This is a genomic window from Aliagarivorans taiwanensis DSM 22990 (assembly GCF_000429505.1).
Taxonomy (GTDB): domain Bacteria; phylum Pseudomonadota; class Gammaproteobacteria; order Enterobacterales; family Celerinatantimonadaceae; genus Aliagarivorans; species Aliagarivorans taiwanensis.
Map to the genome: position 1 here is coordinate 61,450 of NZ_AUBZ01000017.1, position 25,051 is coordinate 86,500.

A 25,051-nucleotide genomic window follows, 5' to 3' on the forward strand; every position below is an offset into this window, starting at 1 on the left:
GATTCGTTTAAGCTGATTGAAAGCTCTGCTTAGAGCAGCACTGAAACGGGCTGCAAGTTAGCTCAACGAAGCCCGCATCCGCTGGCTGCGTAGATAATCGCGCTCGATAAGCGCCAAGGTCAGCAGGGCGATCACCACCAAGGCCACTCGAAAGCCATAGCTTCCCATACCATGGATGATCACCATGCTCAGCGTAACGCCAGTGGGCAGCAGCAGCGATAGCTGGAACAGCAGGCGTGACAGGTGATCACGATACAGCCCGATCCACGGGTAATGAAAGCGCGCATGCTGGGCCATCAGCTTCACTAGATTGTGGTAGTGCATGGCAAAGTAGAGCTGGATAAACACCAGCACCACCACGCCCCACAGGCCGATGAGTTGGCTATCGATGCTTAGGCCAAATAGGTTAAGTGGGGCGTTGTTCTGTTGCTGTTGGGCGAGTAGGTAGCGCTCTAAGTCTGCGTAGCTGGCCGAGGCGAGTAGCTCGGTCACCTGAAACAGCTCAGGGAATAACTCTGCGCTGTTGCGCAGCCCATTTTGATAGCGAGGACTAACTTGCGTGCTCGAGTCCAGCTCTGACAGCAAGGCGTTAATCCAAGCAAATTCATGCATTTCGAACATGAAAGGTAAGTGCAGGGTTAGCGACAGATTGCCGTTGAGCGCATCCGGGTGCTCAACCGGATAGAGGCTGAGCTTGAGTTTGAGCAGATCGAAACTGCCACTAAAGCGCTCGTAGCCGATGGGGTCTTCTTCAAGGATTTGCTGGCTGTTACGGTAATCGGCACGCGAGGCCTTATCGGTGATGATCAGCGCTTGCAGGCTGGCGGTTAGCCGGGTGACTTGGTTTAGATCAAGCTGACTCAGCGTGAGCTCGGCAGGGCGGTTGATCTCGGCGATCTTGCTGCCTTCCACCAGATAACCGGGATCGAACATTGGGTTACGCAATACCTTATCAACCTGCAGAAAACGGTCGACGTACTCGCGCTGCTCGGCCAATAGCTGACCTTGGTGATACATCCAGTGCCCTGCATTGGGGTAGGCCTTCTTGCCATCAAATAGCAGTAGCGAATGGCGCTCAAACCAGTGAAAGTACTCTGGCAGCTCAGCCTCGTAATTGGGGTCATCCAAATACTCGTAGGCATAGAAGTGGAAATGCTCGAACTGGTTGGGAAGGTCGAGGGCTTCGAGGTATTCGTACAGCGCTTCTTCAACCAGCTCAGTAAGGCTCACGGTCGTTGCGGTATCGGAAGGTGCAGAGTCACTGGTAGGCAGGGCTTCAGTCAGGCTCTCGGCGGTGAGCTGTTCGCTTAAGCGATTAATATCGCGCAGCTGCACTAGCGCGGTTTCATACAGCGAGCTGCTGCTACTGAGCCCAAGTAAGATCGCGCCAGCGGTCAGCACCATGGCAAAGTGAATACTGCGTAAGTGTTGGGTAAAGTCTTTGAGCTCGTCCATAGGCTCGCCGCCATTGTTGGGCTTGGCTACTTAGTGTAGCTGGCTATGCGTAGCTCTTTGACTTGAACAGCTGTCGGTTTTAAACACTAAGGGCGCCTCCGGGCCTGCCCAGCCGGGTGGGGTGATGCGGGCTTCGCGCATAAACTCAATCCGGCAGTTGTCATCGTAGTGAATCACGTAGTCGCGCATATCGATGCTATCGAGGCGAGCGGCCACCTCAGGGTGCTCATGCATATAGTCGAGCATGGCGTCTAAGTCGCGCAGGTTTTGATAGTTGGGCGCCAGTGCCGCTGCGCTGTAGCCACTGGTAAACAGCAGTGCCGTAGCAAGCAGTGTCGTCACAAGCGGCATGCCAGATCGCTTTACTCGGCTCATTGGATCTCTCCATGCTCGACCAGAATTAGCTGCGAGGTATCAAAGCCCTTATCACGCGCCATTGTCGTGAAGCGCTCAATTAGCGCCGGGTCAACACTGGGCGTGCGCGCTAGCAGCCACAGGTAGTCGGTATCTGGCCCGGAGATAAAGGCGTACTGGTAGTCCTCTTTATCAAGCTCAAACACCACATACGAGCCATAAAACGGCCCAAAGAACGACACCTTCAAATAGCCGGTTTGGCTGTCTTGCACAAAATAGGCTTTGCCCTCGGCCTCCTTCCACTCGCCTTTCTCTGCCGAGTAGCCCCGGTTAATCACCCGCACGCCGCCGTCATCGCGCAAACTGTACTCGGCGCTCACCTGGCTAAGGCCGCGCTCGAAGGAGTGGTCGAGGCGGGCAACCTCGTACCAAGTACCGAGGTAGTTATCTAGCTCGAAGTCTGTAACCGGCTTGACTGAGTTGGGCATGCCAAGGCAGGCCGTTAGGCCAAAGAGGCTTGCTAGCACTAGCAGCTTAGTTGTTAGAAATCCTTTCATTATGCGCTCCTTGGGTCATTGCGCGGACGACTCTGGTGCTGATTGCGGCGCTCGGTTAAAGACTATGTACCGGTGAAATCTCATTAGTGATAGCGAGTAGCCAAGTTCGCACAACACGGCTGGCACTGTCGCCTTGGCTGTAATCAATGCTCGCTTCAATATACTGGCCTTTGCGTTCCAGGCGATGCCAATGGGTGCTGCCCAGCTCCTCATTAGGGGCGAGCAGTGGCTTGCTGAGCTGCTCATTTAGCGCTTTGTCTACAATACGCAGCACACCACTATCGAAGAACACACATGCGCCATCAGGCAGCACTAAAGGCGCTGACTGTCTTTGTTGATTAAGCGCTACGCCTCGCTCCATCTCACCATTTGGCAGTAGCCTGACTAAATGTGCAGTGTCGCCACTGTTGTGACGCTCCTCCTGCACCCGGATATCATCGTTGTCGGTAACGATGTAGTCGCCATAGCTAGGCCACTCACAGACGACTTCGCCGTCACGATTGAACAGGCGGGAGTCATACCAGTCGTAGCCAGAACGGCCAGTGATAAAGCGTCCGCCACTGAGTGCAGCTGCGCTTTGGCCCATCATTTCAGCGATGATTGAGCCATCTTTCATATCCAATATAAACATGGGGCCGGTGGTGCCCCAGGCGGAGTCGTAGTATCTGCTGCGTGTTGCTACTAGCAGACGGTCGTCGGAGATCCATACCTTAAAAGGGCGCGCCTCGTTCTCTTTGGGCCGTTCGTGAGGCTTACGCCAAGCGCGGCGGTAGCTAAACTCCGACATTAAGTCTTGAGTGAAGTACAAGGAGCGCTGCCACACGACTTGGCCATCCAGTCGCTGCAGGTAAAAAGAATCGTCTGAGATTATGAGTTGGTGGCTACTTGTTTCAGCCAGAATCTCAGGCTGTTGCGAGGTGCTTACTGGCTCAAAGCGGCTTGGCTTTCCGCCGCTTACGCTGTGCTCGATAATTTCACATTTATAGGCCATACCGCTACAAGCCTTACTGCAGGAACGTTGTCTAAACAGTAACTTAACTAGCGGCGAAGGTCACTCTCCGGGTATACCGAAATGTGAGCTCCCATGTGTAACGCCTAGCTGCTGATAAACTTTGCAAATTCCGCACTGGGTTCGCGATCTGAGTAGATATACACCGTGTTGCCGATGGGGTCGATGACCGAGAAGCCACGGTCGCCCCAAGGGTGGTCTTCCAGCGGCATGGCGATGGCAAGGCCCGCGCTGGTTAAGCGCGCATGTTCAGCATCCACATCTGCCACCTTAAAATTGAGCATAACGCCGGCGCCGGCAAACTCAGGCATTTCTGCTTGCGGCTCAATAAAGCTAAGCTCCGGGCCGGTTTGATTGATACTGACCGTGACATACCAGCCACAGTCAAATACCGCTTTACCAGAACACTTGGGATGGAATATTGGTTTAGGTTCTTATCGAGTTCCTACAAAAAGCGGGCTTCAGTCGTCCATAAGGGCGCTAAATAAATAGAAAAACAGCCAAGGGGCACAAACCGCTTGGCTGTTTGTTGTTTCAAATGATAGCGAAGGCTATGCGGTGCGAGCGTAGTCCAATTTGGTACTGGCTAGCTCGGTCTTCAGCCCCATCAGCAGGGTGACGCACATCAGCATTAGCACAAAGGTGAACGGCAAGCCGGTTGAGATGGTGCCGGCTTGCAGCGCCTCGATGGTCTCAGTGCCACCTACCCATAGCAGGGTTGCGGCAATCACGCCTTCGGTGGTCGCCCAAAAGACCCGCTGAGGTACTGGTACATCCACCTTACCGCCAGCGGTGATGCTGTCGATCACCAGCGACGCCGAATCCGATGAGGTGATAAAGAACACCATAATCAGACACACCGACAGCATCGACAGCAACGCACTTAGCGGCAATGCTTCGTAGGTGTAGAACAGCGCTAGGGTGATATCGGTCAGGCCGTGTTGGCCCAGTTCGCCCACTTTGTTGGCGATTTGGTCGATGGCTGCACCGCCGAAGGCCGACATCCAGAACAGGGTGATAAGGGTTGGCAGTACAATCACCGCGATCAAAAATTCACGGATGGTGCGGCCCTTAGAGACTCGCGCAATAAACATACCAACGCAAGGTGACCACGAAATCCACCACGCCCAGTAGAACACGGTCCAGCCGTGCATCCAGGCTTCGTCTTCGCGCCCGTATGGGTTACTCAGCGGGATGGCGTACTCCATGTACGAGCTCCAAGTGGTCGCAATAGAGTCAAAGAAGATGGCAATGCTGGCGATAATTACAAACACCAACAGTGCGAAGGCAGCGCCCAAGTTAATGTTACTCAGCACCTTCACGCCGCCGTGGATACCACGAACCACCGACACCACCGCTAGTGAGGTAACAAACAGCACGATGCCCAGTTGAACCCCAATCGATGACTCAAAGCCAAATACATGACCCAAGCCGCTTGCCGCCTGCTGCGCACCTATCCCCAGCGAGGTCGCCAGACCAAACAAGGTCGCCAGTACCGCCAGAATATCGATGATATGGCCCGCCCAGCCCCAAGTTCTGTCGCCTAGCAGCGGGTAGAACACCGAGCGGATCGACAGCGGTAAGCCCTTGTTGTAGGCAAAGAAGGCGATGGAGAGTGCCACAACCGCGTAGATCGCCCAGGCATGGAAGCCCCAGTGGAACATGGTCGCGCCCAGCGCAGCGCGTTTCGCCTCTTCACTAAACGGCTCTATATTAAGTGGGGTTTCATACCAGCCAGTAAAGTAGGCGGCAGGCTCTGCAACGCCGTAGAAGATTAGTCCAATACCCATGCCTGCAGCGAACAGCATCGCCAGCCATGAAATATTGGAATACTCTTTTTGAGCGTCTGCACCGCCGATGCGGATCTTGCCGTAAGGTGAGAGCACCAGGCCGATACAGAAGATGATAAAGATGTTGCCAGCCCACATAAACAAGCCATCGAACTTGGCAATAATGGCCCATTTGGCACCATCAAGGGCGGCTTTTGCGGTGGAAGAGTCGGCTATTAGCAGCGCTGCGACGAACAGGGCGATAAGCCCGGCGCTAATGCCAAAGACGGGGTTGTGAACGTCGAACCCCCATTTAGTGATGTTATCTTGTCCTACGGTGTAGTCGGTGTTTTCAATACTGTATTTGTCAATGCCTTGACTCATGGGTCCTCAAAGTGCCGATGGCACGTGAAAAATGAGCGCGCATTATAGCATTTGGTTATAAATTATCACCTTATATGATTTATAGGTTATAGAGACTATGTCATTTGAGTCTGAAACCCTAAATAAATTAGGGGTATAGACGCGTTATTAAGAACGTAGAATGCGGCTTTTTTGGGCATGTTTGGGGGGCTACAGGCGAGCCCAACAAAGATATTATTCTGCGCCGTACTATTAGCGCTCAAGCTCAAGTTGCTTCGAACGGTTTGCTGTGCTGCTCACATTTAGCCAAAATGGCCAGCTTTTCCTGATCAGACGCAGCCGACCATCTTACGATCTCATCGATATGGCGATAGCAGCCCAAGCATATGTCCTGCTCGTTGAGGCAGCAGTTCCGAACACAGGGGGACTCGACGGCGCTTGCCTGCTTATCGATGCGTATCTGGGGGAGCTGTTTAGCGTTCGCCGGCTGGCGGTCACGACTATCCATGGTGCGATGCTACAGCGATGCGCCGTCGAACACACTGATTGGCAGCTTGGTGACATCAACACCCTCAAGGCAGCCAAGGTTTGCTCGGTAGTAGCCGGGTTTGCGCAAGGTCTGGTGGAACGGGTAGATACCGCAGCGATTGCAAAAGTGATGCTTGGCGACATTGCTGGCAAACGCATAGGTCGACAGCGCACCTTCAATGGCCGTGATCGTGAGATCGCTTTGCGAAATCACAAACTCCGTCATGGTCGCGCCTTTTCTGCGACAGATAGAGCAGTTGCACGTTAAGCCTGTGGTGATCTCTGGTCCTTCAAACTCGAATGTCACCGCCCCGCAGTGACAGCTTCCTTTATGCTTCATGATTCAATCCCTGTGCAAAGACATTGGTGCTAGAGCAAGGCGTTGTAGAGTAGGCTGCCTGCCGCTAATGCGCTCAAAATCAAGGTGATTAATGTTACACCATTTGGGCCGTATAGGATGTACGAAGTTGTTGTGATAGTGGCTCGGGGTATGCTTTGACGAACACAAGAGTAGGACCATATGCAGGGCGTGAACAGTAGCGTGATGCGTGGCGAGCAAGACGATCACTCACAATCAATGAAAGTCGTTACACATCAAATCAATAGATCTCAAATGGTTTGAGGTCTAACTATTGGATATGTATAGTAATTGCTTTAATTAACCTTCTGCGGATAAGGATGTGCCGTGAAACTCAACTATCTACTCTTATCGTTACTTATTTGTTTTGGTGCCAAAGCCAGCGATTGCGGCCCGATAACCATCGCCGATATGACCTACGCCTCGGGCAGCATTTTCGCCAATATCGACCGCTTTATCTTGGAACATGGCTATGGCTGCGATGCGGAGTTAGTTCCCGGCGACACCATGCCCACAACCGCCGCCATGGTGCAAAAAGGAAAACCCGATATCGCCCCCGAGCTTTGGACTAACTCCATCGCCGATCTTATTGAGACCAATGTTGAGAACGGCGTATTGGTGATTGCTGGCAACTCCTTGTCCGATGGCGGTGAGGAAGGGCTTTGGGTACCTTCATACTTGGTTGAGGCCAATCCCGAACTGGCCACTATGGAAGGGGTAATCAAGCATGCCGAGCTGTTTACCCATCCCGAGGATGACCGAAAGAGCGCCGTCTATGGATGCCCCTCGGGCTGGAAGTGTCAGATCATCGTGGGTAATTTGTTTAAAGCCTTTGATCTCGAGGCTCGGGGCTTTGAATTGGTCGATCCCGGCTCGAGTGCGGGCCTGTCTGGCTCTATCGTCAAAGCCTATGAGCGACAAGAACCCTGGCTGGGTTATTACTGGGCGCCCACGGCAATCTTGGGCAAGTACGATATGGTAAAGGTCGACTTTCAGCACGAGTTCGATGAACAGCATTGGTACGGCTGTATCATCCAAGACGACTGTGAGCTGCCAAAAGTGTCGCCTTTCCCCGCATCTCCTGTACGGACGGTGGTAACCGCCAATTTTGACCAGCGCTATCCCAAGTTGATGGAGTATCTAAACATCCGGGGTATTGGCAATGGGGATATGAACAAGCTATTAGCCTGGAAAGACGCCGAGCAGGCGGATACCGAAGAGACGATGTACCACTTTCTTGAGCAATATTCGCACATCTGGAAGCCTTGGCTTAGTGAAGAGCGTGCGCGAAAAGTCGAAGCAGCGCTGTAGGGAAGGGGAAGCTGAGTGGTGTTCGTTACGGGCGGGGACCATGATATTACTCGGTTCCGTAATGACCGTTTGCCTAAGCACTAGTCGCTTGACCTTGTAAAGCGGCTAGCTACGCCAAAAACACCCGCAGCGTCTACAGCGCAAGCCATGTTTGTAGAAGAACAAAGGAAAGCCCAGTAACAGGAAAACCACAAATGCGGCTTTCTTCCCCTGGGTATAGGGCTCGATTTCGATGGCGCCGCAGTCGGGGCAAACCTCTGCGGTGTCGGGATACTCTTCGGCCAGTACCTCGCACAGCGCGTCAGAATGGTCCTGCTGCAACAGTTCGATAGCGCGCTTGGCATGTTCAGTTGGCGCAAGCAGGCGCACACCTCCAATAGCGTTGGAGTACAGCCACTGCATATTCACGGTATGCTCATCCGCCACAAAGGCTGGAACGCCTTCGCTTTCCAGCATGCTTCTTGCGATATGCGCCTCATGGGGGAATGAGAACCTTGCAACAACGACTAACTGACTCATACAACTCTCCTTGAGGTAGGTAACATCGTGTTGGTAAGACGTAAGTAAGCCAATACATTAACCATCACTGTTCTATGTGACTTGGCCTACCAATACACGACCTAACAGATAGCACCAATCTTGCAACTAAGGCCGGCGCCAAAATCATACATGCGGTCTTAACTGACCACACGATAAGAAGACTATCTAAGTGGTTCGGCGCTGAGGAATCTCCTGCCGGAAAGTAGAAAACAACCAGCCATACGGGGAAGGTGCAAATAGCGGTGTGGAGTTCGAACTTATCGAATACGCCTCGTTGCTTTGCCTTTTTAGCACTCGCTACCAAACCCAAGATACTCACTATCAGCGAAACTGTGGCTACTATAAATAGGGTGAAGCCAATGACCATTCCCACGATTTTTTCCTTTTGACACTACCTTACGCCGCTAGCATAGCAGCTTTATAGTTCCTTGTTTTGTAATGATTTATTCTGGATATCTAAAGTGCAAAAGCCTAGTTAAATCATCTGGAGCTAGCCATTCTCCACTCTTGGCCACTCATCCGGTATACACGCACTGGCCGATTGTGAAACTCCAGCATCGTGTAGTGTGCAAATCCGGTTTTCTCCGACACCCTGACAGAAGCGATATGCTCAGGCTCGATAATTGCCACAATCGATTCACAGCCCTTGTGGCGAAACGCATACTCAAGAACTCAATGTACAGCCTCTGTCGCCAAACCTCGATTCCAGAACTTCTGCGCTAGCCTATAACCAAGGTTGATCTCCTCTACACCCGCAATCAGCTCAGGCCCCACACCACAGAAGCCAATAAGCTCTCCAGTCTCTTTCTCAACCAATGCCCAAGGGCCGACACCATGCGACGAGTAGCATGTTAAACACCAATCGATAAACGCTTAGGTAGCAGCCTCATCGCATACTCCGCGAGCTGAATATTTCATTACCTCGGGATAGCTTAAGATAGCGGTGAGGGCTGAGAGGTCTTGATGAGACAGGGGCCTTATCGATAGTCTTTTAGTTTCGAACAACTGCATCGCATCCGTATTGAGATTGGAGCTGCTAAAGTAGCCGCGAAGGAAGGGTATAACTAAAGCTAGTGAGTCTAGCGGGTAGCCTTACTACCAAGTTGCTACCATGCGTTTTTGTGGTGGTGTTGCTTATGAACGCTCGCAGTTAAAGCTTACTCATGCTTGCCAGCAATAACGGTAACTAGCCCTATTAAAGTGATCTTCGGTCTAAAGGGGATGGGGGTGGCACCGGCTGGTATTGAAGCTAGTAACACTGGGCATCACCATTTGATTGTGGATGCGCCCACGCCCGCTGCCGGAGCACCAATCCCGGCTGATGCCAACCACCTGCACTTTGGTGGTGGACAGACTGAAACCACGATTGAGCTAGCGCCTGGCGAACACACCTTGCAGTTGGTGTTGGGCGATTTCTTGCACCGCCCGCACGATAAGGCTGTGGTGTCGGAGGTGATTACTATAACGGTTGAATAGCTATTGCTCACTCGTGTCTGCTGTCATATCTCTGCGCTTGATTGCAGGCGCATTTGCTTCCCTGCGTTGATAAGGCAATAGCGTTAACTCTTAATGCCAGAGTCCCGCTGATTAAGATATGTCCATCTATGTAGCGACCCCTCACTATGGTGACCGGCGGCTATACAGTCGTCGCTAAGTATTAGAAAATCCTGAAATTGTTTTACCTTATGGAACTTCGTACTGATGTTAATGTTGTTTAAATGGACTTTCTTTGTTCTAGTGAGTTTTGTATTACTCTTCACCCCACTATTTCCTCTGGTTATTGTGCAAATAATCTGTATGGCAACCCAAAACTCGCGCACACAAAAAGCTATGGATAAGGTGAACTCCAGTCTAATTGAAGGAGAGACCTTAGTGCATGTTGCCATTGCTAGGCGTGTATCGGCACTGTATTCGCGCCGAACTGTACTCGCCGTTACTAACAGCCGTGTGCTCGAGCTTTCTCGCGGGTTGTTGGGAGGCTTCTCAATGCGCGAGACGCAGATCAAGAACGTAGAGAGTGTTGAACTTTCACAAAGCTCCCTGCCCGCGATGTCCGGTTCTGTATTGCATGTCAACTTTGATGGCTATGATGAGATTAGCTTGCGTACCTTTTGCGATATCGCCTCTGCCATGTATTCCACCTTGCAACGCGAAGTTCATGCCTGGGAGGAGCGTAACCGAGTTCGGAAGTTGGAAGAAACGCGGGCAGAATCAGGTGGTACCTTTATCAATCAAGCAGCGAGCCCCGCGCAAGCAGGAGGAGCCAGTGGTAGTTCCATACTCGCTGAGATAGAAAAGGCTAAGAACATGCTTGAAGAGGGCATCATTAACACCGTTGAGTTTGACGAGATAAAATCAAAGCTACTTAGCAACCCCAGCAATAAAATCTAGCAGCTGCTCAATCTCTCATATCCAAACCTGAGTGTGTTCGCTGATAGTGGGCACACCACTAATCCCCGGCATTTTTAACGGGTGAATTAGTGCTATCGATAGTGATTAATCTGATACTTTGATACCGTTGATTAAGCGCGTACACTAGCCTGCATCTTCGCGAGTATCTGTAGTAAGTTCATGAAAATCCTTCACACAGCAGATTGGCATTTAGGCCACCAACTGCATGGTTACAGCCGCTATGCAGAGCATCAGTATTTCCTCGATTGGCTGTTAGAGCAGATTGAGCAGCATCAGGTGGATGCGCTGCTCATTAGTGGCGATATCTTCGACACCGCTAACCCCTCGGCGACCAGCTGGCAGCAGCTATATGGCTTCTTGGGCCAGTTGGCTAAGCAAAGCCCCGGTTGTCAGGTGGTGGTGGCTGCCGGAAACCACGACTCTCCCAGCAAGCTGAATGCGCCGCAGCATCTGCTTACCCATTTCGACCTGCATTTTGTTGGCTCGGTGCCGTATAACGATGAAGGTCATCCGGAGTTGAACCGCTTGTTGCTACCGCTGAAAAAGCGCGATGGCCAGCTGAAGGGCTGGGTTCTGGCGGTGCCATTTTTACGTAGCAGCGATCTGCGTTTAGATGGTGAGATTGCCGACTCCCAGCTGCGCTGGCAAAGTGCGATTAACGAGGTCTACCAAGGGCTGGGCGAGCTGGCGCAATCGCTACTGCAACCCGAGCATTGTCTGGTCAGCATGGGCCATGGCCATGTTACCGGTGGGCAGATATCCGAGCTCAGTGAGCGGCATGTGCAGATCGGTGGCCAGCATGCGCTGCCACTGACCATCTTCCCTGAGCGCAGTGACTATGTGGCGCTGGGGCATCTGCACTTGGCCCAACAAATTAAAGTACGTGAAGGCGAGCTAGGCGAGGTGCACTACAGCGGTTCGCCCTTGGCCTTATCGATGAGTGAGCGCCGCTATCGCCATCAACTCAAGCTGTTGAGCTGGCGCGAAGGCGAGTTCGAGGTCGAGAGCCTGGAAACGCCCAAGCTGTGCCAGATGCTGGTGGTGCCAGAAAAGCCCGCTGGGTTGGAGCAAGTATTGGCTGAGCTTAATGCGCTACCGACCCTCGATGCACCCTTCGAGCAGCGCCCCTTCCTAGAGGTACGGGTTAAGCTCGACCAACCACAAACCCAGCTGCGCGAAAAAGTGTTGGCCGCCATCGATGACAAGGGGCTGAGGCTTGCCAAGATCAGCATCTCTTATCCTGAGAAAGAGGCTGAGCAACACTTTGCCAAAGCAGGAGAGCAGTTGAGTAACCTAAAACCCGAGCAGGTATTTGAGCTTTGCCATCAGCAGCGCTTTGAGGGCAAGCCCTCCGAGGCGCTTAGCCGCGCTTTTAGTGAAGTGATGGAGCAGGTGTATGCGGAGGGCGAGCGATGAAGATCCTGGCAATCCGTGGCGAGAATATCGCCAGTTTAGCCCAACCCTTTGCGGTGGAATTCGAGCAAAGCCCGCTTAAGAATCAGGGCTTGATCGCCATCACCGGTAAGACCGGGGCGGGTAAGAGTAGCTTGCTCGACACCATGTGCTTGGCCCTGTTTGAACAAGTGCCGCGCTTTAGCGGGCGCGAGCGCAGCGTGGAGGTGGGCAGCGAGAGTGAAGCGCAAAAGCTCAAAGCCAACGATGTACGCCACCTAATCAGCCGTGGCAAAAGCGGTGGCTTGGCGGAAGTGGATTTTGTCGGTGTCGATGGCAAAAGCTACCGGGTGCGCTGGTCGGCGCGGCGAGCGCGCAACCAGGTCACCGGTCGCTGGCAGCAATCAACCCGCGAGCTGGAGGACCTGAGCTCCAACCAAGTCAGCTCTGCCACCAAGCGTGAGTTTCAAGAACAGGTCGACGCCTTGGTCGGCCTCGATTACGAGCAGTTTCGTCGGGCAGTGGTATTGCCGCAGGGCGAGTTCTCCGCGTTTTTAAAAGCCCCGGAAGAACAGCGCTCGGCACTGTTAGAGCGCATGACCGGCACCGAGCTGTACAGCCAAATCTCCCAACAGGTCTACGAGAACGCCAAGGGCAAGTTGCAGGCCTGTCAGGATCTGGAACGTCAGCTCGGCGGCACCGAACTGCTCGATGAGCAGCAGCGGGCAGAGCTGGAGGAGCAGCAAAGCGCGTTACAAGCGCAGATGCAAAAGCTCGAGCTGGCGCTCTCTCAGCAGCAGGCTTACAACCGTGGTTTGCAGCAACTCGATGACCTGCAAAACGCACTGAATCAGAACAGCGTCCAGCAGCAACAACTGCAACAGCAGCAAGCCGATAACCTCGCCTTGGAGCAAAAGCTTGCGCGCCTGCAGCAGCTTGCGCCACTGCGTGGTAATGCCGAGCAGCGCAACGAACGCCAGCAAGCACTAACGCGCTATCAGCAGCGCCAAGCCGAGCTGGCCGAGCAACACCAGCAGCTCAGCGTGCAAGCCCAGCAGTTGCAGGCGCAGCAAAGCGAGCAGGCCAAGGACTTAGAGAGCTGGCAACAACAGCAACAGCAGCAAGAGCCGCTTATCGAACAGGCGCTGAGTCTTGAGGCAAGCATTCGTGAACGGCACAAGCAGTTGAGCGAACTAAAGCTACAACATCAGCAGCGGCTGCATGGCTTGCAGCAGTTACAGGTTCGCAGCGAGCAGCATCTGCATGAGATCACTAAGCTAGAACAGCACCAGCAGCAGATCGAAAGCTGGCAGGCCCAGCATCAGGGCTTAGCGGTGCTAGCCCAACAGCCCGGTCAGTTGGAGCAGTTGATTATCAGCGCGATTGAGCAGCTTGAACAACGCGACCAGCTACACAGCAAGCGTCAGCTCAGTGAGCAGGCCCAGCGCCAACGACAAGGGGAGCTTAATCATGCCCAGCGTGCTGAGGTGGATGTGGCGCAGAAGTTGGCCGAACTTAAGCCGCAGTTACAAGCGGTTGATGAGCAAGAGCTGGAGCAGTTACAGCAGCACTACCAACGCGTCGAGCAGCAGCGCCAGCAACTTAACGACAGCTTGTCGGTCAAGCAGCAATGGGCCCAGTGTTTGGAGCAGCGCCAACAGTGTAGCGAGCAGCAGCGAGGCTTGGCACAAGCGGAGCTGCAGGCCCAGCAGCAACTTACCGTCTGTCACGATGCGCTGGAGCAGCTAAACACCCAACTAAAGGAGGCCGAGCTAGCCTACAGCAATGCCCGCTCGGTGCTCGATCTCAGCCAGTATCGTCGCGAGCTGGTCGATGGTGAAGCCTGCCCACTGTGCGGCAGCGAGCACCACCCTTATGCGGCGCAGCAGCCAGCGGTGCAGGATATTTTGCAGCAGCTTACTCAGCGTGGCGAGCAGCTGCGCCGCGAACAGCATCGTAAACTGGCTGAATTTGGCGAACTGCAGCAAAGCCAGCAATATCTAGCGCAGCAGGCCCAGCAGCTTGCCCAGCAACAGCAGCAGCTTGGCGCGGTGATCGCTCAACTGCAGCAGTGGGCTCAGGCGCAGCCCTTAGTCTTGGCAGAAGATGCCGAGCAGGCGCTCAGTGATTACCAGCAGCAGGCCGAGCAACTGCAGCAGCTCAGCAACGAGCAGCTGCAACGCTATCAGCAGATCGTGCAACTCCAGCAGCGCCAGCAACAGCAGCATCAACTGCAGCACCAGTTGAGCCAGCTCTCGGCGATGCAGGCCGATATTGAACAAGGCAAGCAGCTGGCCAAGCAGGCGATGGAACAGCTCAGTCAGCAACTGGATGAGTTAGATAGCCGCCTGCAGCAAAGCGATAAGCAACTGGCCCAGCAAAGTGAGCAACTCGACAGTGCACTGGCGCCACACAGCTGGCAGCAGTGGCTGGCCCAAGGCGGGGTGGGGCATTGCATCGAGCAGGCGCGCTTGCTTGAAAACGAATACCGCTCGGCCCAACAGCACTTAGATGCGGCTGCGGAACAGCTGGTACAGCAGCGTTTAGCCCAGCAGAAGGTGCAGGTAGAGCTGGAAAGCGAGCAGCAACATGTCCAGCAACGCAGCGAGCAGCTTGAACAGTTAGAACAAAGCTACCAGCAAGACACCACCGCCCGCGAGCAGCTGCTTGATGGCCTGCCGGTTGCCCAGTGGAAGCAAGCCCAACAGCAGCGCGGCCAGCAATTGGCAGAGCAAAAGCAGCAGCTAGACAACCAAGCCCAGCACTTGGCCAAGCAGCAAACCTCGGTGGAGAGCGAGCTACAGCATGTGCAGGTCGAGAGTGAGCAAGCCCAGCTACAGCTCGCTCAGCTGCAAGATGACTTCGCCAAACACTGCGCCGAGATGGCGGTGGGAGTCGATGAGGCGCAGGCGCTGCTCAGTCATAGCCCGCAGGAGTTGCAAGCCTGGCAACAGCAAGTGCAACAGTTCAAGCAGCGGGTTACCGAGCTGGCATCGCAGCAGGCTACCTTGAGTGAGCAACATCGCCAAGGCTTGGCGCAGGCCGAGCAACAACTGGCCGAGTTGGAAGCGCAGGCTAAGGCCTTTGGCTTGGCGCACAGCGGCCAGTTTGGCGAGCACAAGCAAGCCTTGGAGGAGCAGATTTACCAGCTGCGTAGTCAGCTGGAGCGCGACCAACTGGCCCAGCAACAGGCCAGCGAGCTGAGTGCTAAGCTGCAGGCGGCCCGAGATGAGCATGAGGTATGGGGGCAACTCAATGAGCTGATAGGCTCAGCCTCCGGCGCCAAGTTCCGCACCTTCGCCCAGCAGCTCACCTTGGAGAACCTGCTGGCCGAGGCCAACAGCCAGCTTAAGCAGATTGCACCGCGCTACTTGCTGCAACGGGTGCCAGAGTCGCAACTGGCCTTGCAGGTGATTGACCGCGATATGGGCGATGAAGTGCGCTCCATATCCAGCATCAGTGGCGGTGAGACCTTCCTGGTATCGCTGGCTTTGGCCCTGGCCTTATCGGGCTTGAGTGCCAGCAACTTGAAGATCCAGTCGCTGTTTATCGATGAGGGTTTTGGCTCGCTCGACCCCGAAAGTCTGGATGTGGCCTTGGCATGCTTGGATAGCCTGCAGGCCAGTGGCCGACAGGTGACGCTGATCTCCCACGTGCAAGCATTGGTGGAGCGGATTGCCGCTAAGATCCGCTTGCGGCCGCAAGGCGCTGGGCGCAGTGATTTGGAGGTGGAGCTGAGCTAGCCAAAAACCGCTTGAGAACAGCTAAAAAAGGGGCCAGCAAACGCTGGCCCGAAAAGAAAAGGAATGACTATTAAGGTATTACAATTGCGTCTTGCATTTCCGATGACAGTTACGCCTTACTTCTTGGCGTAAATGTTCTCGAAACAGTAGTTGGTCGCCTCGACAAAGCCTTCTACGCTACCGCAGTCGAAACGCTTCCCTTTGAATTTGTAGGCCATTACGCAGCCATGTTGGGCTTGCTGTAATAGCGCATCAGTCAGTTGGATCTCGCCGTTTTTACCCGGAGGGGTCTCGCGCAAGATGCTAAAGATATCCGGGGTGAGGATGTAACGGCCAATTACCGCCAGATTAGATGGCTCTTCACCCGGCGCCGGTTTCTCCACCATCGAGGTGACCCGGAACAGGTCATCGCGTAGCGCTTCGCCTTCGATGACCCCGTACTTGTGGGCTTCTTCTTTGGGTACTTCCATCACCGCAACAATCGAGCAGCGGAACTGTTCATACAGCTTGGTCATCTGCGCCAGTACTTCATCGCCTTCGCCAAAACACAAGTCATCGGCCAGTACGACACCAAAGGCCTCTTGGCCAATCAGGGTTTCGCCACACAAGATGGCGTGGCCGAGGCCCATCATCTTCTTCTGGCGGGTGAAGGTGCAGTTGATGCTGTCGATCAGTTTGCGGATGTCGGTCAGGTAGGCTTCCTTGCTGCTGCCGGCAATCTCTTTCTCTAGCTCGTAGCTAATATCGAAGTGATCGGCGATGGCGCGTTTACCACGGCCGGTAATAAAGGCCATATCCTTCATGCCAGCGGCTACCGCTTCTTCCACCCCATATTGCACCAGAGGCTTGTTCACGATGGGCAGCATCTCCTTGGGCATTGACTTGGTCGCCGGGAGAAAGCGTGTGCCGTAACCGGCAACGGGGAACAGACATTTGTGAATCATGGTCATATGACATCCTTGTGAGTTAAAGCGAATCCTGCGAACACCAGTTGTGTGTACCTGCGTTCTTTTTAACCAGTCTCTAAACGTTCATTAGCAAATCTTTCTGTTGGGAAAAGGCAGAGCAAAAGCAGTGCCGATTTGTCAGTTAGTCGTCTAACCCACTGAGCTAGCGCCGTTTTTCTGCTAATTACCGGTTTCAATGAAAATGTGAACTGCACCGCCCGTTGCACTATTTTGCGGCAAGAACTAAATCAGCCAGAGGTAATGCACCGATATGGTGCCATCGGGCTGCTGAGGTGCGGTATCACGCTCTGCTTGTGAGCGCTGATGTTCATAAGTGATTGTAAAATATGGAAATAGTCAGATAACCAAGGTTTGGCTATGGCTGGCATAGATATTGGAAAGCTATTACTAACAAGGTTATATACCCGAGCAACCTCAAGATGCTTGTTCAGCGAGAGTTTCCTGTCCCTCAGGCAAGGCACTGTTCCGCAGATCTAGTGGTCTAAATCAAGGAGCAGTATGAGGGACTGGAAAACTCGCCCTTGGGGAGGCGCTCAATGTCCATATTGCTTCGTTGAAAAAACTTGAAATGGGTGACCATTCCTTCGTATTTTCGCCTCGCCTTATGGACATTGAGCGCCTCTGAATCCTGCATCTTGAGGTAGTTCGGGTATAAACCCGGGTGAGGCTTGTTTACATTCACCCGCGCTTAAACAGATTTATTGCAGGGGAGCCAACTATGCAGCAACTTGAGGCGCTGTTAGCGCAAGTCTATGGCGATAGCGCACTTGCCGCCGACATCCTTGAACGTATCGAGAATATCCGTACCCATCACCGCCCCTGCGAGAGCTACAGCGAGAAAGACGTGGTACTGATTACCTATGGCGACAGCATCCTCAGCGACGCCTTAATGCCGCTACAGAGCCTAAAGCTGTTTTTAGAGCGCTACCTAAGCGACACCTTCAGCGCGGTGCATATTTTGCCATTCTTTCCCTTTAGCTCCGACGATGGCTTCTCGGTGATCGACTATCAACAGGTCAACTACCACTTGGGCGATTGGGAGGATGTGCAGGCGATCGGCCACGATTTTGAGCTGATGTTCGATTTGGTGATGAACCATTGCTCGCGGCAAAGCCTGTGGTTTAACGATTTTGTGAACGGCAGTGGGGAAGGGGCCGAGTACTTTATTCAGGCTAACCCCAGCTTGGACTACTCGGCGGTAACCCGCCCGCGTACCTCACCGCTGATTGTTGATGCCTACACCCGCCAAGGGCTCAAGCATGTGTGGGCGACCTTTAGCTCGGATCAAATCGACCTCAACTTTGCCAACCCCGAGGTGCTGCTTAAGTTCGTTGATATCATCCTGTTCTACATCATGAAGGGGGCGCGCTACATCCGTTTGGATGCGGTGGCCTTTGTCTGGAAGGAGCTGGGTACCAACTGTATCCATCATCATAAGACCCACGCTATTGTGAAGTTGCTGCGCTGGGTGATGGACCAGATAGACCCTAATCTGGTGTTGATTACCGAAACCAACGTGCCGCACCTTGAGAATATCTCCTACTTCGGTGATGGCGACGAAGCCCATCTGGTGTATAACTTCGCGCTGCCACCGCTGCTGTTGCATGCGCTTAACCGTGGTAATGGCCACTATCTGACCGCCTGGGCGCGGGACTTAGGCGCGCTGCCCGCCAACTGTAACTACTTTAACTTTGTCGCCTCCCACGATGGTATTGGGGTGAGGGCAGTAGAGCAGATCATCCCCCGCCACGAGATTGACGACTTGGTGGACTCGGTGCACGAGTTCGGTGGCTTTGTCAGCATGAAGTCCAACGGCGATGGCACCCAAAATCCCTATGAGCTGAATATCTCGCTGTTCGATGCGCTACAAGGTACCCGGACTGGCTCCGATCAGTGGCAGGTGGAACGTTTTTTGGTGTCGCAATGTATCTTGCTGAGTATGCAGGGTGTGCCGGGGATCTATATCCACAGCCTCACCGCCACCGCCAACGACCATAAGTTGATGGAAGAGACCGGCCGTACCCGCTCAATCAACCGCCATCGCTGGCAGCTCGAAGAGTTTGAGCAAGCCTTGGAGCAGCCGCTGAGCGGGCAGAACCAAGTGTTCTCGCGCTACTGTAAGTTGATTGAACTGCGCCGGGCGACGCCAGCCTTCCATCCACATAGCCCGCAGCGGGTCTATGACTGCGGCGATGCGCTGTTTGTGCTGCAGCGTGGCGCCCCGCAGTACCAAGCAGGCGATGAGCCGGGTGAACACGGGGTGCTGTGCGTGTTTAACCTCAGTAAGTTCCCACAAAAACTGGAACATGCCAGCCAGCTCCCAGAGCGCTTCTTGAATAGTTGTGTCGATCTTATCTCTGGAAGTACCCTTGAATTGGCAGAGTTTGAACTGGCCCCTTACCAAGTGCTGTGGTTGGCGTCTAGCCCTGTAGCCGATGAGTGATTAACGATAATGAGGTGAACCATGAGTAAATGCTGCCCCTTGTGTAAACAGGACAATCAGTGCCAGGTCGAGTCTGGTGCTTGCTGGTGTATGCAGCGTACTATTCCCTTGGATCTCCTCAGCTTGTTGCCAGAAGAGCAGCGCGGAGTGGCCTGCATCTGCCCCAATTGTGTTACGGCCTTTGAGCAAGACTCCAAGGCCTTTATCAAGTCGCTCGAGTTGGACGCATAATTTGCCAAGTTGTCTGTGCGCTGTTGGCAAATTGCAGCGCGACCAGCAAACGCTATTTACCCGCTATCAACCTTGTTAACTGCCTATTAACAAAGGGCGTTTCTGTCATTTATTTGAAATAAAAAGTCACCATAACTGTCATTTTTCCTCGGGAAAATCCTCTCACCTTTTCCTGTATCGAATGAATCATGCACATTGATCGTCGTATTCGAACTTCTATCATCGCCATCTTTGCCGATTTAGGCTTAACCCTGCTGCGCATCGGTTTAGCCGTGCTCACCGGTAGTGCGGCCTTGATGGCCGATGCCTACCACTCGGGCAGTGACTTGCTGGTATCGGTGGTGTTCTTTGGTTGTGTCCTGCTGCGGGTTTGGCAAGAGCGAAAGGGCTGCGACAAGGCCTTGCGACGCGCTAAGCGGATTGAGTCGCTGGCGGTGATTGCGGTGGCCAGCGCCATCTTGCTGTTGCCTTATCAGGTGATTATGGAAGCGGGCCGCTTGAGCGCCAACGCTATCGATAATCTGTGGCTGGGTGTGCTGGGGGTAAGCGCGATCATTCTGGCCATCTACTTTATGGCGCGCCTGAAAACCCATGTGGGCAAGCAGACCGACTCGCTGGCGCTGGAGGCCGATGGCTACCACAGCATGGTGGACTTGTTTACCTCGATTGCGGTGTTGCTGTCGCTACTGGGGATGATGATTGGTATCGACTTGGATGAGTTTGTGGCGGTGCTGATCGCCTTGCTGATTGGCTTCTCCGGTTTTGAACTGCTCATCTCTGGGATCCGCAGCCTGGTAAAAGGTGAGGAGTTTGACAAGGTGTCGTTGGGGGAATGGGCGCTGGACGCGCTGCGCAAGGTCGCCTTGGGGCGGATGTGCCACCGGCTTTTTTGCAACACGTTTGGGTGGTTTAAGGCTCATATTGGCAAGCTTTCTGCGCTCGCATTGCTGGCCTATGTCGCCAGTGGCCTGACAGTGATTCCCTATGGCGACCAAGGTATCAAGCAGCAGTTGGGCCGCACGGTACGAAGCGGCATTGAGCCGGGGTTGCACTATCATCTGCCATGGCCGTGGGGACAGATGATCCGCGTCTCCCACCAAGAGGTGCGTTCCTTAACCGTGGGTAGCGAGCGCTCGAGTTACACCCGCAGCAATGGCGACGGGTTGTGGTTCGAGATATTTGGCAGCCGGGCGCATCGCGACAACACCAACTATCTGCAAACAGGTGACGAGAATCTGATCTTTCTCGAGCTGGCGCTGCAGTATCGCTTGCTTAACGCCAGCGACATCTATCACCGCTATGACAACGTCGGCGAGCTGGTGCAGCGCATCGCGGAAGGCGCCTTATGGCAGCAGACGGCGCAGGTTAGCTACGAGCAGCTCCTTGAACAGAGCCATAGCGCCTTCTCCGAGGCCATCGCCGCGGCAATCCACAGTGAACTGGATGGCTTGGGTATTGAGAACCAAATCGTAGGCGTGCAGCTGCAAAAGATTCAGCCTCCCGCCTCGCTAGTGGAGGTGTATCGCGACGTCCTCAATGCCCACCAAGAGAGCCAAGATAGCGTCAACCAAGCGATTGCCTCCCGGCTGAACACCTTGCCGATGGCGCGCGCCGGGATTATTGCTGAGCAGGCGCAGGTGGAGTCACGGGCCGTCGAGCGAACCTTGCGCGCCGAAGGCGATGCACTGCGCTTTAGCCAACTGGCCGAGGTGCATAAGCAAAACCCCCAGGCCTTCCAATTCGAGCAGCAGCTGCGCAGCGCCGAGCTGGCCTTGAGCCAGCGCCAGTTAACGCTGGTTGACCCACGCATCGACCAGCACGATTTTCGGGTGTGGGCGCCTTGGGCGGCTTACTCCGCAGATTCTCCTTTTATTCCCTCTGTTACCAGGTAGTAGAACATGACATTTAACCGTTGGATTTTGGGCTCACTGGCACTGGTGGGTTATTTATTGAGTACCTGTTTGGTGTCGGTGGCTGAGACTGACTATGTGATCATCAGTCAGTTTGGCCGGCCGACCCGGGTTATCGAGCAGGCCGGCCTTGCTTTTAAGCTACCCGCGCCGGTGCAGGTGGCAACGCGGGTCGACAAGCGGGTACAGCTGTTGTCACTCCCTGCGATGGAGTACGGCACCCGCGACCGCCGCAATGTGGTGGTGGAGAGCTATGTGGTATGGCGAGTGAGCGATCCGATGCGCTATCTCACCAGCGTGCGTAGCCAAGATATTGCCGAGCTGCGACTCGAGGCAATGACCAATGCCGAGGTGGGTGCAGCAGTGGCCAGTGTGCAGGTGAACCGGATCTTCAGCGAAGACGCGCAGGAGCATGCAGTAGCTGAGCTTTTTGCCAAGGTATCTGAGAGCAGCACGAAACAAGCGGCCGATGAGTTAGGCATTGAGATCTTATCCGTACGACCAAACCGCTTTGGCTTTCCGGTACAGAACCTACAGGCAATCTATAAGCGGATGGAGTCTGAGTGGGAGCGTTTGGCCAAGCAATACCGGGCCGAAGGTGAAGAGGCAGCCTCGAAAATCTTGGCGGAAACCGAGCGTGAAGTGCGCGAGCTCACCGCTAAGGCCTACCGCGATGCCCAGTTGATGCGCGGCGAGAGCGAAGCAGAAGCGGCGCGTTTGTATAACGAGGCCTTTGCCAGCCATCAGCAGTACTACCAGTTCACCCGTTCGATGGAAGCCTACGGCAAGATCTTCGATGAGCAGACCCAGCTGATCCTCGCAACCGATACGCCGCTGTTCGATGCCTTGCTTAATCCCCCACTGGTGGAGGCCCAATAATGGCCCAAGTGAGCTTAAAGCAGGACTTGCTCGATACTGCTCGAGCGAGCCGCCGCATTTTGCTGGGCGTGTGTTTTGTATTGTTGCCGCTTATCTACCTGCTCAGCGGGTTTTACTCGGTGGGTGTGGAACAGCGCGCGGTGGTCACCCGCTTTGGCAAGATCACCGCCGATAACGTGCTGCCGGGGATGCATTACCGCTTGCCTTGGCCCTTTGAGTCGGTGCAGAAGCTGCGTGCTACCGAGCTGCGCTCGATCACCGTGAATTATGCCAAGGAGGCGCGCCAGCGTTACATGCCGCCGGAGCTCACCACCAAGGAGGGAGACTTGGTGGATCTGGCCTTTGAGCTGCAGTACAACATCCCGCGGCCAGGTGCGTTTCAGAGCTCTGCGGTGGATGCTGAGGCGCTGTTACGTCAATTAGCGGTGAGCGAGGCGCTTTACTATGTAAGCGGCCACGACTTTGAGAGCCTGCTGACCACCGGGCGGAATCAGTTCCAGCAACACCTGCGGCAACGGCTGCAGCAGCAGAGCGAGGAGTTAGCATTGGGCATCAATCTCACCTCGGTGTTGATCCGGCGGATGGAGGCGCCACGCTCGATCAAGCGCGCCTTTGAGAATGTGCAAAACGCCCCCGCTGAGCGGCGTAAGATTATCGAGGAGGCACAGAGTCGCCGCACGACCGCCTTAGTTGAAGCGCGCAGTAAGGTGAACAGCATCGAAGTAGAGGCTCACGCCTATGCCAGCGACACCCTGCAACAAGCGCAGGGCGACGTGGAGCGCTTTGGCGCACGTTTGTCAGCCTACCAGCAAGCGCCTGAGCAAACCTTGCAGCGAGAATATATCGATGCCGTCGAGCAGATTATTTCAAGCAGTCGCTTAAAGGTAGTGCCGATTAATTAGTTTCGATTTCACCAGTATTCAAAGTCACCTTAGGGTGGCTTTTTTTGTGCCCGCGATGTTTATCATCAGTAATAACTTGATGTTGAAATACAACAGGGTAATAATCGTGTTGATAAGGGAAATGGCAATCAATATCAATAACGTATGTTTGCTTAATGTGTAGATTGGTTGCGCTTGTAAAATAAACAAAGCTATTACTGTTATTGTTGGTTTTGATATTTACACATAGGGGTTCACCTAATTTAAACAAAGGTTTCAGCGGGATTAAGTGTTGATGTACCTATTATTAAAACTGCGCTGGATCAATTTTATTAAGCACGTTGCCAGTAATTTCATCTGCGTTTTCAAAACGCCAATGCTTAAGGAGAAAGAGATGAAATTGGCTAAGCTGAACAAACTTACCCTGGCTCTGGGTATGTCTGCGGGTATCGTGCTTACTGGTTGTGGAAGCAGCAGTAGCGACAATGACGGTGACCGCGACGTTCGCGCTAAAAACGTTATTCTGATGGTGACCGACGGTGCCAGTGATGGCGCTTGGGATATCGCCGCCTACTGGCAACATGGCCAGCTGGCAAACAGCGTTGAGCCTTACTCGCTAATCGATACCCGCTATGCGATGACCACCTTCCCACTTTACTCGGGCTCAGATCCTCATGACCGCTGTGATGAAGAAAATGGCAAGCCTCAGGTTAGCTATGATGCTAGCAAAGTATGGGATGACAGCCACTCTGATAGCCTAATCTTCAAAGGCTATGAGTACATCGACCAAGATGCTACTGACTCGGCCGCCGCTGGCACAGCCTTGGCTGCGGGTGTGAAAACCTACAACAACGCTATTTCAGTCGATTACTGTGGCCGTCCACTGAAAATCATTACTGAGTATGCCAAAGAGCAAGGTATGAGCACTGGTGTGGTTAGCTCTGTGCAGTTCAGCCATGCAACGCCAGCGGCGTTTGGTGCTCAGCACGTTACCCGCCGAGATATGGCAGAAATCGGCGACAAGATGCTCACTAGCGGTTACCTGGACCTGATCATGTCTACCGGTCACCCTTACTATGATGCCGATGGCGTTGAGCGTAGCCCAACCGACTACAACCTATACACCATGGGCGAAGAGTCTTGGAGCCAACTGCTTGATGGTGAGCTTTACGCAGCTGGCGCCGAAGAGCCTTGGGCCTTCTTCGACAGCAAGGCTGACTTTGAAGCGCTGGCGAATGGCAGTGCTGATTATCAATATCTGCGCGCACCGCTAATTGCGTTGGCACAAAACGACAGTACCTTACAGCAAGGCCGTACTCACTGTGCAGACACCGACGTGGCGTTTGCCTGCCCGCAAGTGGCCAATGTACCTAGCCTTGAAACCATGACCAAAGGTGCCTTGAACTACTTGTCACAGAATCCAAATGGTTTCTTCGTGATGGTTGAAGGTGGCGCGGTGGATTGGGCTGCTCATGCTAACCACACTGCACGCATCATCGAAGAGCAGATCGACTTCGATGATTCGGTTGCTGCCGTTATCAAATGGGTAGAAGAGAACAGCAGCTGGGATGAGACCATGCTGATTGTGACCACCGACCACGGTAACTCTTACGTGCTAGGTGAAGCGTCAGACCAAGTTGCCTACGCAGCGGTAGAAAGTGCAGGTCAAGGCAAAATGCCGGAAGTGAAGTTCTACAGCACTGACCACACCAACGAGCTGGTTCGTGTTTACGTGAAGGGCGTTGGCGAAGATATGTTCGCCCAGCACTTTGACGGCAAAGATGAGAAGTACGCCGAAATGTACCAAAACGAAGGCGCTACCGGTGACTACTTCGACAACACCAACATCTTCGATGTAATGAAAGAGTTCATCATCGACTAAGCGGATTTCCGGGTGCTTATCCACCCTGAGTCTGAAACGAAAACAGCGGCCTCGTGCCGCTGTTTT

General features: G+C 53.9%; 21 protein-coding genes and 1 pseudogene. 11 read left to right on the plus strand and 11 right to left on the minus strand.

Annotated features, from left to right (window positions below; genetic code table 11):
• Positions 1-57: 57 nt before the first annotated feature.
• The 8 genes from G462_RS0109360 to G462_RS0109395 form a co-directional block, all read right to left on the minus strand.
• Positions 58-1,455: a hypothetical protein gene (locus G462_RS0109360; RefSeq protein ID WP_026958767.1), complete on the minus strand. Its 1,398-nt coding sequence runs from the start codon at positions 1,453-1,455 to the stop codon at positions 58-60.
• Between the two features lie 30 nt (positions 1,456-1,485).
• Positions 1,486-1,830: a ssr3402 family protein gene (locus tag G462_RS22315; RefSeq protein ID WP_051326649.1), complete on the minus strand. Its 345-nt coding sequence runs from the start codon at positions 1,828-1,830 to the stop codon at positions 1,486-1,488.
• A complete protein-coding gene (locus G462_RS0109370) occupies positions 1,827-2,366 on the minus strand; it encodes a lipocalin family protein (RefSeq protein ID WP_035477379.1) in 540 nt (179 codons plus the stop codon). Before G462_RS0109370 ends, G462_RS22315 begins: the two co-directional genes overlap by 4 nt.
• Positions 2,367-2,421: 55 nt before the next feature.
• On the minus strand, positions 2,422-3,357 hold the full coding sequence (locus G462_RS23910; protein WP_051326650.1) for a hypothetical protein: 936 nt from the start codon (positions 3,355-3,357) through the stop codon (positions 2,422-2,424).
• Between the two features lie 104 nt (positions 3,358-3,461).
• On the minus strand, positions 3,462-3,797 hold the full coding sequence (locus G462_RS24480; RefSeq protein WP_342664477.1) for a VOC family protein: 336 nt from the start codon (positions 3,795-3,797) through the stop codon (positions 3,462-3,464).
• Positions 3,798-3,926: 129 nt separating this feature from the next.
• Entirely contained in the window at positions 3,927-5,528 is a 1,602-nt protein-coding gene (locus G462_RS0109385) for a BCCT family transporter (protein ID WP_026958770.1), read from the minus strand.
• Positions 5,529-5,772: 244 nt separating this feature from the next.
• Positions 5,773-6,015 carry a DUF1289 domain-containing protein gene (locus G462_RS0109390; RefSeq protein WP_084405001.1) on the minus strand — a complete coding sequence of 81 codons (243 nt, stop codon included), beginning with the start codon at positions 6,013-6,015 and terminating at the stop codon, positions 5,773-5,775.
• Between the two features lie 9 nt (positions 6,016-6,024).
• On the minus strand, positions 6,025-6,375 hold the full coding sequence (locus tag G462_RS0109395; protein WP_026958772.1) for a GFA family protein: 351 nt from the start codon (positions 6,373-6,375) through the stop codon (positions 6,025-6,027).
• Positions 6,376-6,720: 345 nt separating this feature from the next.
• On the opposite strand from G462_RS0109395, the gene G462_RS0109400 reads away from it, so the two are divergent.
• A complete protein-coding gene (locus G462_RS0109400; protein WP_026958773.1) occupies positions 6,721-7,704 on the plus strand; it encodes an ABC transporter substrate-binding protein in 984 nt (327 codons plus the stop codon).
• A 105-nt stretch (positions 7,705-7,809) separates the two neighbouring features.
• Here the strand turns inward: G462_RS0109400 and G462_RS0109405 are convergent, their stop codons facing one another.
• Both G462_RS0109405 and G462_RS25095 read right to left on the minus strand, forming a co-directional pair.
• Positions 7,810-8,223 (minus strand): putative signal transducing protein, encoded by a 414-nt coding sequence (locus G462_RS0109405; protein ID WP_026958774.1) that lies wholly within the window; start codon positions 8,221-8,223, stop codon positions 7,810-7,812.
• A 501-nt stretch (positions 8,224-8,724) separates the two neighbouring features.
• A pseudogene (locus tag G462_RS25095) lies at positions 8,725-9,111 on the minus strand (GNAT family N-acetyltransferase).
• A 333-nt stretch (positions 9,112-9,444) separates the two neighbouring features.
• Between G462_RS25095 and G462_RS22325 the strand changes: the two are divergent.
• From G462_RS22325 to G462_RS0109430, 4 genes are all read left to right on the plus strand, one after another.
• A complete protein-coding gene (locus tag G462_RS22325) occupies positions 9,445-9,720 on the plus strand; it encodes a DUF4399 domain-containing protein (RefSeq protein ID WP_425393729.1) in 276 nt (91 codons plus the stop codon).
• 225 nt (positions 9,721-9,945) lie between these two features.
• Positions 9,946-10,635 (plus strand): SHOCT domain-containing protein, encoded by a 690-nt coding sequence (locus G462_RS0109420; protein WP_026958776.1) that lies wholly within the window; start codon positions 9,946-9,948, stop codon positions 10,633-10,635.
• A gap of 180 nt (positions 10,636-10,815) precedes the next feature.
• Positions 10,816-12,072, plus strand: a complete 1,257-nt coding sequence (locus tag G462_RS0109425) for an exonuclease SbcCD subunit D C-terminal domain-containing protein (protein ID WP_026958777.1) — start codon at positions 10,816-10,818, stop codon at positions 12,070-12,072.
• The gene (locus tag G462_RS0109430) at positions 12,069-15,791 is read left to right on the plus strand and encodes an AAA family ATPase (protein WP_026958778.1); all 3,723 of its coding nucleotides are present in this window, start codon (positions 12,069-12,071) and stop codon (positions 15,789-15,791) included. Before G462_RS0109425 ends, G462_RS0109430 begins: the two co-directional genes overlap by 4 nt.
• 116 nt (positions 15,792-15,907) lie before the next feature.
• Here G462_RS0109430 and galU read toward each other — a convergent pair whose 3' ends face one another.
• A complete protein-coding gene (gene galU, locus G462_RS0109435; protein WP_026958779.1) occupies positions 15,908-16,735 on the minus strand; it encodes a UTP--glucose-1-phosphate uridylyltransferase GalU in 828 nt (275 codons plus the stop codon).
• A 742-nt stretch (positions 16,736-17,477) separates the two neighbouring features.
• On the opposite strand from galU, the gene G462_RS22330 reads away from it, so the two are divergent.
• From G462_RS22330 to G462_RS0109470, 6 genes are all read left to right on the plus strand, one after another.
• Complete coding sequence (locus tag G462_RS22330; protein ID WP_035477382.1) at positions 17,478-19,202, plus strand: alpha-amylase family glycosyl hydrolase; 1,725 nt, start codon at positions 17,478-17,480, stop codon at positions 19,200-19,202.
• A gap of 21 nt (positions 19,203-19,223) precedes the next feature.
• Positions 19,224-19,433 (plus strand): cysteine-rich CWC family protein, encoded by a 210-nt coding sequence (locus tag G462_RS24230; RefSeq protein ID WP_026958780.1) that lies wholly within the window; start codon positions 19,224-19,226, stop codon positions 19,431-19,433.
• 188 nt (positions 19,434-19,621) lie between these two features.
• Complete coding sequence (locus G462_RS0109450) at positions 19,622-21,325, plus strand: cation efflux transmembrane domain-containing protein (RefSeq protein WP_026958781.1); 1,704 nt, start codon at positions 19,622-19,624, stop codon at positions 21,323-21,325.
• Positions 21,326-21,331: 6 nt separating this feature from the next.
• Entirely contained in the window at positions 21,332-22,222 is an 891-nt protein-coding gene (gene hflC, locus G462_RS0109455) for a protease modulator HflC (RefSeq protein WP_026958782.1), read from the plus strand.
• Positions 22,222-23,124, plus strand: coding sequence for a protease modulator HflK (gene hflK, locus G462_RS0109460; protein WP_026958783.1), 903 nt, complete (start codon positions 22,222-22,224; stop codon positions 23,122-23,124). The genes hflC and hflK overlap by 1 nt, the downstream gene beginning before the upstream one ends.
• Positions 23,125-23,497: 373 nt before the next feature.
• Complete coding sequence (locus tag G462_RS0109470; protein ID WP_026958784.1) at positions 23,498-24,985, plus strand: alkaline phosphatase; 1,488 nt, start codon at positions 23,498-23,500, stop codon at positions 24,983-24,985.
• The last annotated feature ends 66 nt before the right edge of the window (positions 24,986-25,051 follow it).